Source organism: Corynebacterium glaucum (genome assembly GCF_030408855.1).
Classification (GTDB): domain Bacteria; phylum Actinomycetota; class Actinomycetes; order Mycobacteriales; family Mycobacteriaceae; genus Corynebacterium; species Corynebacterium glaucum.
In genome coordinates this window covers 680259-691678 of record NZ_CP047358.1, presented here as the reverse complement: position 1 = coordinate 691678, position 11420 = coordinate 680259, and the positions used below count along the sequence as shown (strand labels likewise).

Sequence of the window (11420 nt, the reverse complement as noted above, 5' to 3'; positions counted from 1 at the left end):
GGACAGTATTACCGCCGTCCGTGAACGCCGGACAGTACTACCGCCGTCCGTGAACGCCGGACAGTACTACCGCCGTCCGTGAACGCCGGACAGGTCGATGCCTGGGACGAGGCGACGGAGCGAGTCGTGCGCATCGCCTTGCCAGGATCACCCGCGTCACGCTTGCTTGATCTGCAATGCCTCCGACCACTTGGTCACGCGTCCATTATTAAGAATCGTCCGCTGGTACACCCGCGCGGCGAACCACACCACTACTCCGGTGACGGCGGTGGCGATCGCGAACGACCCAAGCAGTTGCGCTGCTGTGAAGTCTCCGGCCGCGTAGGACAACGGCGCGGCGAAAATGGAAAACGGTGGGATCCAGCTCATCACCTGCATCCACGTCGCGCCGGTTGCAGACCATCCGAATGCCGGGACATAGGCACTCGCCATGAGAAGCAGCAGGATCGGCATTTGTGTCGATTGCAGGTCCTCCGTGCGCTGCACCATTGCACCGGCAGCAGCGTAGAGCCCACCGAAGAACAACATTCCCAGTAGCCACGCAACCAACAAGATCGGGAAAATCGACCAGTCAAAGTCGATGCCTTCCAGCAGTCCAGTTGCCTGCACGGCGACCGCGCCCACGATGATGAGCAACGCGGTGGCAAGGAATCCGTAGGCCAATGCGCCGAGCAGCTTGCCGGCAAGGAAATCGAGCGGACGCACGGATGCCAAAATCAGTTCGATGACGCGAGAGGACTTCTCTTCGGTGACGCGGCTACCCACCTGCGCGGCGAAGGTGATCACCGAAAGCACGACCACCGACAACGCAATCAGCGCGGTGAACAAGCGAGCAAAGGAGCTCTCAGAGTCTGTATCCTCCCCGGCGGCTTCATCGACATCCACTGCAACGACATCGATCTGTGGCGCGGCGGCCTCGTAGTCGGCGGGTGACACCCCGAGTTCAGTCAGGGCCTCCGTGCGCGCGTAGGCGTCGGCGAGGCCATCGATGCCGGTCATGATGTCAGAAGATGGAAGCCCGTCCGAGATGACCTGCCACTGCGAACCATCGACCACAACTGCAGCTTCGACGTCACCGTCTCGGACAAGTTGCACCGCATCATCCAGGTTGGCTGCTGTGCGGCCATCGTAACCGGCGTCAGTGAGGTATTGATTGTCAAGGTTGACGGCGGCGATTGCAGGTGCTTCTGCGTCATCATTCTTGTTTTTCTGCCACGCGCCGAAACCTGTGAGACCAACAATGGCAATCAGGGTGATCGCGAGCGTGAAACCGACGCCCTTGGAGCGCAGAAGAAATTGAATCTCCCGCATCGCGGTGGTGAGCACCGTTTGCAATGGTGAATACGTCTCGGCGACGTTGGTATTTGCAGGCATTACTTCACAACCTCCTTGAATAGGTCGGCGAGGTCGGGCACGACACGGGTGAACTCGTGGACTGGACCGGCGTCGAGTGCTGCGCGGAGAATGCGCTGGTCATCATCGGGGGTTGCGGCTTCAACGATGGCGTGGTCCGCGGAGCCGTCGATAAGCGATGCGCCCTCGGGCAGCCAACCGGTAGCTGAGGTGCCGACCCGGAAACGAACCGGGCCGCGGGCGCGAAGTTCAGCAACGGTGCCTTCTGCCACCATGCTGCCTCGCGCCACGATGCCGACACGATCACACAGGCGCTGCACCAGATCCAGCTGGTGCGAAGAAAAGATCACCGGCACGCCCGCACGGGCGCGGTTGATCAGCATTGTGCTCATCACGTCCACTGCCACCGGGTCGAGGCCGGAGAACGGCTCGTCCAGAATTAGAATGTCCGGATCGTGGATGAGGCTGGCGGCGAGCTGGACGCGCTGCTGGTTGCCAAGTGAAAGGTCGTCGAGCTTGTCGTTCTGACGCTCGGCGAGGCCCAACTCCTCGAGAAGTTCGGTTCCCCGCCGCTTGGCGGCGGCGGCGTCGACACCGTGAAGCTTAGCCAGGAACACCAACTGTTCGAGAATCTTTTCTTTGCCGTAAAGCCCGCGTTCTTCGGGCATGTACCCGATCCGGCGGCGGGAACTCTGGTCGAGCGGGCGGCCGTCGAGAAGCACCTCGCCGGAGTCTGCCGCGAGAACGCCGAGCGCAATGCGCATGGTGGTGGACTTGCCGGCACCGTTCGAACCGACGAACCCGTAGATCTCTCCGTCTGCGACGCTGAAGCTCATGCCGTCCAGGGCTTGGACATCACCGAAGCGTTTGCGCAGATCACGGATTTCTATTGTTGCCATAGGTATGACCTCCTCCGGGATTAAGGTACAGGAGGCAGGGCGGACGGAAGAGCGAGGGTGGATGCACAAAACGAAACCGCACCTTCGGCCTCGGGCTTGCCGTGACCACAGGTGCGGTAAATGGTGCGCAGGAGAACCGGCTACATCTTCGGCAGGAACTGGTTCAGCGCCGGGAACAGGTTCTGCTGCGCGGCGAAGAAGACGCCACCGAGTACTGCAGCAACTGCTGCGATCACACCGATTGCGATGCCGGCATTGCGGGACGAGCCGTTGTCTGCCTTTTCATCCGCATTCTTATCGGAGGACGCAGCACTGCCGTCCTGCTTCGGGTCCTGCGGCTTCGGATCGGCCGGCTTCGGGTCCTGCGCTTGGTCTGCGCCTGCGCGGGTCAGTGTGAATTCATCCACGGTGGCACCCGTTTCGGTGTCAAACGTGGACACCTTCAAACCGTCCTTGGTCACGGCGACGTTGGAGTAGTTCGGGTTTTCTTTCTGCTCCCACAGCGCCGTGTAGGTGCGAATGGTCTTGTCGTTGACCGTCTGACCGAACTCGTGCTTGGTGTCCTCGTCACGCTCGCCCTTCTTGAAGTCGAAGAACTGGTAGTACTTCGAGCCCGACGCAGAGTTCGAGGTCACGTACTGCACCTGACCCGGCTGCTTTGCCACGGTCTCGCCAATCTTGGCTTCGCGGCCGGTATCCACAGGGTTGTGGCCGTCCATGAGGTAGGAACGGGTGTAGATGTGGTCGTGGCCGCCTAGGACCAGATCCACATCCAGCTCAGAGAACACCGGGGTCATGCGCTCACGCCAGTACATGATGCTGCGGTCTTCCTGGTGGTAAGCCTGCGAGAAGGTCGCGTGGTGGTAGGTCAGAATGACCCAATCCTTGTCAGCGCCTTGCTCCTTGACCACCTTGCGCAGGAACGCAACGTCGTCATCGAAGTCTTGCCAGTCGTTGGAGTCCAGCGAGACGAACAGTGCGTTGTTGTACGTGAACCAGTAGTTCTCGTCCTCAATGTTGGGACGGTTGTACACGGCTTCGTACGTGGGCGCGTGGTAGCGGTCGTGGTTACCCATGTTGACCACGGTGCGGTACTGACGCACCGCATCAGGAGCCATGAAGCCTGCGTGCTCCTGCAGCGAGGAGTGGTTGGCCTGGTCGCCTGCGGAAAGCAGGAAGGACGTCTGTGGGAACTTGTTGGTGGCCTGGTCAACGGTGTTGTTCCAGCCAGCGACCTGGTCCTGGAACTCTTCCTTGTTGGAGTAAACCTGCACGTCACCAAAGTGCAGGAAGTTCCAGCTGTCGCCGTAAGTGCCGGTGTTGAAGGTGTACTCCTCAGACCAGCCGTCAGCCTCGGAACCAACTGCGTAGGTGTACTCGGTATTCTCCTTGAGGTTGTCAACGGTGACCTTGTGGGCCGTGACCTCAGTCAACACCGGGGTGATCTTGCGCGGGTCACCCTCGGTAACAGACACCGTCTCCTGGGTGGCAGTCGCGGAGACAACACGAGCGGCATCGTTCGTCTGCCCAGCTTCACGGATGCGCACACTCTGGGCCTCAACGCCGGCCTCGGTGATCCAGTTCAGCATCACGGAAGACTCGGTTGCACCAGCCTGGAGGATGACATTCTCCGGCTTCTTCGTCGGCAGCGAGAACGTGTTGATGTAGTTGCTCTGGATGTACTCGTTCGTAGCAGTGATCGGAGCGCCCTGCTGCTCCTCCTGGCCGAAAGCAACAGGGACGGTGAGACCGGACACGGCGACTGCGGCCGCGACGGATACGGTGAGGAATCGGGTGCGCATGACGAAGCAACTCCTGGGAGGTGGGGTGTGCGGTATGACAGCGGTTTTTCAGCCTGTCTAAACGCCATGCTAAGCCTGTTCCCAGGACCCTGCAACAGCTCACGCGATTCGAGGAAGCGCTCCCCCACAGCGTAAGCTCACATCGCGAATCACCAGCGAAAAGGAGCAGATGCATGGCGCTTGGCGACGGCCCCCTGATCGTCCAGTCCGACAAAACAGTGCTCCTCGAGGTCGCCCACCCGAAGGCCGACGAGGCCCGCGCTGCACTGGCACCGTTCGCCGAACTGGAGCGCGCTCCCGAGCACGTGCACACCTACCGCGTCACCCCGCTCGCGCTATGGAACGCGCGAGCGGCTGGCTTCGACGCTGAACAGGCCGTCGATACGCTCGAGCGCTTCTCGCGATTCCCGGTGCCGCAGTCCCTGCTGATCGATGTGGCGGAGACCATGGCGCGCTACGGGCGGCTGAAGCTAGTGAAGCACCCCGCGCACGGGCTGATCCTGGAAGCCGAAGAGCCGGAGATCCTCACCGAAGTATTGCGGAGCAAGAAGATCAAACCGCTCACCGGTGCCCCAATCGACGCCGTCACGGTACCCGTCCACCCGTCCGAGCGCGGCCGCATCAAGCAGGAGCTGACCAAACTCGCCTGGCCGGTCGAGGACCTCGCCGGCTACGTCGATGGGGAGCACCACCCGATCGAGCTCACTGCCGGCGATAACTGGCAGCTGCGCGACTACCAGGAGTACGCCACGCAGTCGTTCTGGGAAGGCGGCTCCGGCGTTGTCGTGCTGCCCTGCGGCGCCGGCAAGACCATCGTGGGCGCCGCGTCCATGGCGCAGGTACAAACCACCACGCTGATTCTGGTGACAAACACCGTCGCCGGGCGCCAGTGGCGTGACGAGCTGCTGCGCCGCACCTCGCTCACACCCGACGAGATCGGCGAGTACTCCGGCGAGCGAAAAGAGATCCGCCCCGTCACCATCGCCACCTACCAGGTGGTCACGCGCAAGACCAAGGGCGAGTACAAAGCCCTCGAGTTATTCGACTCGCGCGACTGGGGCCTGATCATCTACGACGAAGTGCACCTCCTCCCCGCCCCCGTCTTCCGCATGGCCGCGGACCTCCAATCGCGTCGCCGCCTCGGCCTCACCGCCACACTCGTGCGCGAGGACGGCCGCGAAGACGACGTCTTCTCCCTCATCGGCCCGAAGCGCTACGACGCGCCCTGGAAAGAGCTCGAGGCCGCCGGCTTCATCGCCACCGCCGAATGCGTCGAGGTCCGCGCCTCTCTCACCGCCGAAGAGCGCATGCTCTACGCCACCGCCGAAACCCGTGAGCGCTACCGCATCGCCGCCTGCAGCCAATCCAAACTCAGCGCGCTCGATAACATCCTCCGCCAGCACGCGGGCAAGCAGACCCTCATCATCGGTGCCTACGTTGAGCAGCTCGAAGAAATCGCCGCGCACATTGGGGCCCCGCTTATCGACGGCTCTTCCACAACCAAATCCCGAGAGCAGACGTTCGCTGCCTTTCGCAGCAGGGAGTTGTCCACGCTCGTCGTCAGTAAAGTGGCGAACTTTTCGATCGACCTGCCTGAAGCTGCGGTGGGTATCCAAGTGTCCGGCACGTTCGGGTCGCGCCAAGAGGAGGCGCAGCGGCTCGGCCGGTTGCTGCGCCCGAAAGCGGACGGCTCGGAGGCGTTGTTTTACACAATCGTCTCCCGTGACACCCTCGATGCGGAGTACGCGCAGCGCCGCCAGCGCTTCCTGGCAGAACAAGGCTACGCCTACAGGCTGGTAGACGCCGCAGACCTCTAACACCCGCCCGATACACTCAAACCCATGAGTGCGATGAAGGTGTTCAAGTTCGATGTTGACGAGGCGTACGCAAAACAGCACAACGAGATGCTGCGCAACACCAAGAACCTGGTTATCTCCGGCATCGCCCTGTTCGTCATCAGTGTGGTCGCAGCCGTCCTGATCTGGTTCCTGGTCGATCCAGCCTCACCCTGGCGCCTACTCGGCTCCCTCGGTCTCGGTTTGTTCGGAGTAATGATGCTGGTGGTTGCACTTGTCATCCCCCGCTCCGTTGGCAAGGCACAAGAGCTTTACGACGCCCATCCGCTCGCCCCGGCAATCATTACCGAGAACGTCGGCACGACGCTCACCTTGACTGCTCTCGTGAACGCGAACGTGGATCCCGAGCTACCGCCAAACTGGGCCATCACTTCCCAGGTCGTGCAACCGATCCCCAACACGAAGGACGCCATCGGCACAAAAGTGCCAGTCACTGCCGTCGGTGCTCAGCGCTCCAACCACGATAAAGCGCACTGGCAGACGATTACGCCAATGCCGATTGCGTGGGCTACCCCCGATGAAAGCGTGATCGCCCAGGCGCGGAAGTCCATCCCCCAGGATCAGTGGAACACCCTCGAACGCGCGCGCAAGAACAGCGACCTCATCGAAGCGTCGAAGAAATCGCTGACCGCTCTGTAGCTCTTTCCACCGCCCGCCTACGTCAGCTGCTGCCACTGGCGGCGTTGCGTCCACTGCAATCCCAACGCAGCGAGCAAGCACGCTGCGGGCAGAGCGAAGCCTGCAACCGGGGACTTGAAGTAGATCGGGAGGATCAGAATCGGGGTCAAAGCGAGACCGAAGAAACGGAACGCCAGAACAGTGGAGTTGAAGGACGCTCCCCCAGGCATCCGCAGTACTGAATAAGTCACCGTGGTTTGCATCCCTTGGGCAGCAACGAAAGCTACCGCCCAGAACACGGCAATGACAATCGGCGAAGGCAAAATCGGCATGACACCGATGCTCACAGCCGCGGCGATGGCGGTCATGGTGAGGATACGCAGTGCCCCGTAGTCGTCGACAAGCGCTCCGATCTTGCGCGCAACGAAGAATGCCGCCAAGCCACCCACCATAATGACGAATCCGCGCGAGGACGCCGGCATCCCGAAGACCCCTTCGAGGTGGACGGTGAGCACCGCTCCCATTCCGATAATGCCCATACCTACCGCCAGGATGGTGAGGATATGCACGATCATTGGGCGGATCGCGGCCCGCCTCCGCGTCTGTTCCTTCGGCACGGGGTTTACTGGTGGCACCCCGACAATCACCATTGCCAACGAAATCGCCATGACCGCGAGGTACATAAACTGCCAGTTCGCGATCGAGGCTAACCCGGCGACGAGCGGAGCCGCACAATTGCCGAGCGATTGCATCGCAAAGTACGTGCCAAGGGCTTGGCCGAGCTCATCTGGAGGGATGATCTCTCGCAGGATCACTTGAAGAACCGGAAGTGTGAACGCGTTAGAAAGCGACATGATAACGATGCCCGTAATGAACACCGGCCAGGAACTGGCAGTGAAGCAGACCAGCGAGCCCAGCGCGGTGGCCACGTACGCCGAACGCACCACCAGGTGGGGTGGAAGCTTCCGCACCAGTGCCGTTGAGAACAGCATCGTCGTGGCGAACGGAATCATGTACGCGCTTACGGCAAACGCCGCTTCCTGAACTGTTTTACCAAATGTGGCGCCGATGTCTGGAATCACAGCGATCATTGACTGCGCCGCAAAGGGGCCAACAAACCCACCGACGTACACCATTTTTGCTTGCAGACCACGCCCACGCATGGTAGGCACAATACCCGCCAGCAATGAGCGAGGAGCGAAGTTTGTACAGGCAGACACAATGCCAGCAGCCCAGCAATGAACATTTCGTTCAAGCTGGGCTGCTGGCTTGTCTCTGAAGTTGTTGGGTCGGCGGTAACCTACTCTCCCACACCCTCCCGGGTGCAGTACCATCGGCGCGGGCGGGCTTAGCTTCCGGGTTCGGAATGGGTCCGGGCGTTTCCCCGCCGCTATCAACTACCGACACATTTGTGGTTGTTGGCCACACACTGTTGTGTCCCCTTGGTTGGGGTCCCCTTTTGGTGGTTGGGGTGGTGTGGTGTGTCAGATACCGGAGAATGGACGCGTTGCGGTGCAGGTTTTGTTCTGCTGGTTTGTGTTGGTGTTTTGGTTTTGGTGTATTAGTACCGGTCGCCTGACCACATTACTGTGGGTACAGTTCCGGCCTATCAACCCCATCGTCTTTGGGGAACCTATGAAACCTCATCTTAAAACAGGCTTCCCGCTTAGATGCTTTCAGCGGTTATCCTTTCCGTACGTAGCTAACCAGCGCTGCTCCTGGCGGAACAACTGGCACACCAGAGGTACGTCCGTCCCGGTCCTCTCGTACTAGGGACAGCCTTTTTCAAGTTTCAACGCGCGCGGCGGATAGAGACCGAACTGTCTCACGACGTTCTGAACCCAGCTCGCGTGCCGCTTTAATGGGCGAACAGCCCAACCCTTGGGACCTACTCCAGCCCCAGGATGCGACGAGCCGACATCGAGGTGCCAAACCATCCCGTCGATATGGACTCTTGGGGAAGATCAGCCTGTTATCCCCGGGGTACCTTTTATCCGTTGAGCGACACCACATCCACAAGTAGGTGCCGGATCACTAGTCCCGACTTTCGTCCCTGCTCGACTGGTAAGTCTCGCAGTCAAGCTCCCTTGTGCACTTACACTCTTGCACCTGATTGCCAACCAGGCTGAGGGAACCTTTGGGCGCCTCCGTTACATTTTGGGAGGCAACCGCCCCAGTTAAACTACCCACCAGGCACTGTCCCCAACCCAGATCATGGGCCAAGGTTGAGGTATCCACTACGGTCAGAGTGGTATTTCAACAACGACTCCACAACCACTGGCGTAGCCGCTTCACAGTCTCCCACCTATCCTACACAAACCGCACCGAACACCAATACCAAGCTGTAGTGAAGGTCCCGGGGTCTTTTCGTCCTGCCGCGCGTAACGAGCATCTTTACTCGTAGTGCAATTTCACCGGGCCTGTGGTTGAGACAGCAGGGGAGTCGTTACGCCATTCGTGCAGGTCGGAACTTACCCGACAAGGAATTTCGCTACCTTAGGATGGTTATAGTTACCACCGCCGTTTACTGGGGCTTAAATTCTCCGCTTCGGACAAAAGTCCTAACAGGTCCTCTTAACCTTCCAGCACCGGGCAGGCGTCAGTCCGTATACATCAACTTCCACGTCTTCGCACGGACCTGTGTTTTTGATAAACAGTCGCTCCCCTCTCTTCTCTGCGACCACCACCAGCTTGAAACCGCATGTGTTTCGCACCAGGTGTGGTCCCCCTTCTCCCGAAGTTACGGGGGCATTTTGCCGAGTTCCTTAACCACAGTTCACCCGCTCGCCTGAGTATGCTCTACCTGACAACCTGTGTCGGTTTCGGGTACGGGCCGTCTATCCACATCGCTAGAGGCTTTTCTCGGCAGCACAGGATCACCAACATCACCCCACTAGGGCTACGCATCACGCCTCACACCTTCTAACGGCCGCATTTGACAAGCCGTCGTGCTGCACGCTTGCACCACAATCCAAATACGTGGCTTGGCTACCACTCTGCGTCACCCCATCACTGACCTACCACGGATCAGGCCCCACGCATCACCACACCACAGGCACCCAAAAGGATGCTGTCAGTACGGCTCTGGGTGGTTAGTCTCACCGCTTCGATACTGGGCGCGGATACACGGGTACGGGAATATCAACCCGTTGACCATCGACTACGCCTGTCGGCCTCGCCTTAGGACCCGACTCACCCTGGGAAGACGAACTTGACCCAGGAACCCTTCGTCATTCGGCGGGCAAGATTCTCACTTGCCATTCGTTACTCATGCCTGCATTCTCACTCGCACACAGTCCACTGCCCCTTCCAGTACAGCTTCACCCCATGCACGACGCTCCCCTACCCAACGCAAAAACGTTGCCGCGGCTTCGGCGGTGTACTTGAGCCCCACTGAATTGTCGGCGCAAAACCACTCGACCAGTGAGCTATTACGCACTCTTTCAAGGATGGCTGCTTCTAAGCCAACCTCCTGGCTGTCTTCGCGATCCCACATCCTTTTCCACTTAGTACACCCTTAGGGGCCTTAACCGGCGATCTGGGCTGTTTCCCTCTCGACTATGAAGCTTATCCCCCACAGTCTCACTGCCGTGCTCAATTTTCACCGGCATTCGGAGTTTGGCTGACATTGCTAAGATGATAGTCCCGCTCAACCAACCAGTAGCTCTACCTCCGGCAAACACACACAACGCTGCACCTAAATGCATTTCGGGGAGAACCAGCTATCACGGAGTTTGATTGGCCTTTCACCCCTACCCACAACTCATCCCCTCAGTTTTCAACCTAAGTGGGTTCGCGCCTCCACAACCTCTTACAGCTGCTTCACACTGGCCATGGGTAGATCACCCCGCTTCGGGTCTAGGACATGCCACTAAAAGGCACCCATTTCGGATTCGCTTTCGCTACGACTCCCCAACCAACTGGTTAATCTCGCGACATGCCGCTAACTCGCAGGCTCATTCTTCAAAAGGCACGCCATCACACACAAGAGGTGCTCTGACGGATTGTCAGCGCACGGTTTCAGGAACTCTTTCACTCCCCTCCCGGGGTACTTTTCACCATTCCCTCACGGTACTTCATCCGCTATCGGTCACACTGAGTATTTAGGCTTACCGGGTGGTCCCGGTAGATTCACAGCAGATTCCACGAGCCCGCTGCTACTCGGGGCGACAACCACACCACGCATGTGCACCTTCACGTACAGGACTCATCACCTACTCCGGTGTGCCATCCCAGACACTTCCGCTAACACACAACACCATGATGCGACAGTTGACAGCCTGCCACGGTCATACCCCACAACCCCACGCATGCAACCCCTGCCAGGTCTCACACACACATGGTTTAGCCTCATCCGCTATCGCTCGCCACTACACACGGAATCACACTTGTTTTCTTCTCCTACGGGTACTGAGATGTTTCACTTCCCCGCGTCAACCCCCACACAGGCTATGCATTCACCTGCAGGTAACCGCCCACAACGACGGCTGGGTTTCCCCATTCGGACATCCTCGGATCAACGCTTAGTTGGCAACTCCCCGAGGCATAACGCAGCCTCACACGTCCTTCATCGGCCCAGCATGCCAAGGCATCCACCGTACGCCCTTGAACAAAACACACTAAACAACACCCACACACACCCCACCACCACAACAAAAGGTGACAGCAGGATATGCGCGGGCAACACACAAAAAAGAAAGAAAAAACACTACCCAACCAACCCCAACCCCACACAAGGAGCCAGGCAATTGATTGGTTCATGCTCGCGTCCACTCTCCAGTTCTCACACACCACACCCACACACCCCACACACAACCACCGGCTGCGTCCAGGACTATGCAGGCCACAAGAACACCACACCATGCACACACAGTGCACACAAACGGTGTGCT

6 protein-coding genes and 2 rRNA genes are annotated in these 11420 nt (G+C 59.5%); 2 read left to right on the top strand and 6 right to left on the bottom strand.

Features of this window, described 5'->3' with window-relative positions:
- Positions 1-156: 156 nt before the first annotated feature.
- From CGLAUT_RS03345 to CGLAUT_RS03335, 3 genes are all read right to left on the bottom strand, one after another.
- On the bottom strand, positions 157-1374 hold the full coding sequence (locus CGLAUT_RS03345; protein WP_290186287.1) for an ABC transporter permease: 1218 nt from the start codon (positions 1372-1374) through the stop codon (positions 157-159).
- Positions 1374-2252 carry an ABC transporter ATP-binding protein gene (locus tag CGLAUT_RS03340; protein ID WP_290186286.1) on the bottom strand — a complete coding sequence of 293 codons (879 nt, stop codon included), beginning with the start codon at positions 2250-2252 and terminating at the stop codon, positions 1374-1376. The genes CGLAUT_RS03345 and CGLAUT_RS03340 overlap by 1 nt, the downstream gene beginning before the upstream one ends.
- A gap of 140 nt (positions 2253-2392) precedes the next feature.
- Positions 2393-4054 (bottom strand): purple acid phosphatase family protein, encoded by a 1662-nt coding sequence (locus CGLAUT_RS03335; RefSeq protein WP_290186285.1) that lies wholly within the window; start codon positions 4052-4054, stop codon positions 2393-2395.
- Positions 4055-4227: 173 nt separating this feature from the next.
- Between CGLAUT_RS03335 and CGLAUT_RS03330 the strand changes: the two genes are divergently transcribed.
- Together CGLAUT_RS03330 and CGLAUT_RS03325 are read left to right on the top strand one after the other, a co-directional pair.
- On the top strand, positions 4228-5871 hold the full coding sequence (locus tag CGLAUT_RS03330; protein ID WP_290186284.1) for a DNA repair helicase XPB: 1644 nt from the start codon (positions 4228-4230) through the stop codon (positions 5869-5871).
- 24 nt (positions 5872-5895) lie between these two features.
- The gene (locus tag CGLAUT_RS03325) at positions 5896-6549 is read left to right on the top strand and encodes a DUF3239 domain-containing protein (protein ID WP_343898678.1); all 654 of its coding nucleotides are present in this window, start codon (positions 5896-5898) and stop codon (positions 6547-6549) included.
- Between the two features lie 17 nt (positions 6550-6566).
- Here the strand turns inward: CGLAUT_RS03325 and CGLAUT_RS03320 are convergent, their stop codons facing one another.
- The 3 genes from CGLAUT_RS03320 to CGLAUT_RS03310 form a co-directional block, all read right to left on the bottom strand.
- Positions 6567-7691 (bottom strand): MFS transporter, encoded by a 1125-nt coding sequence (locus CGLAUT_RS03320; RefSeq protein ID WP_290186282.1) that lies wholly within the window; start codon positions 7689-7691, stop codon positions 6567-6569.
- A 124-nt stretch (positions 7692-7815) separates the two neighbouring features.
- Positions 7816-7933, bottom strand: a 5S ribosomal RNA gene (gene rrf / locus CGLAUT_RS03315).
- A gap of 135 nt (positions 7934-8068) precedes the next feature.
- A 23S ribosomal RNA gene (locus CGLAUT_RS03310) occupies positions 8069-11146 on the bottom strand.
- Positions 11147-11420 lie beyond the last annotated feature (274 nt).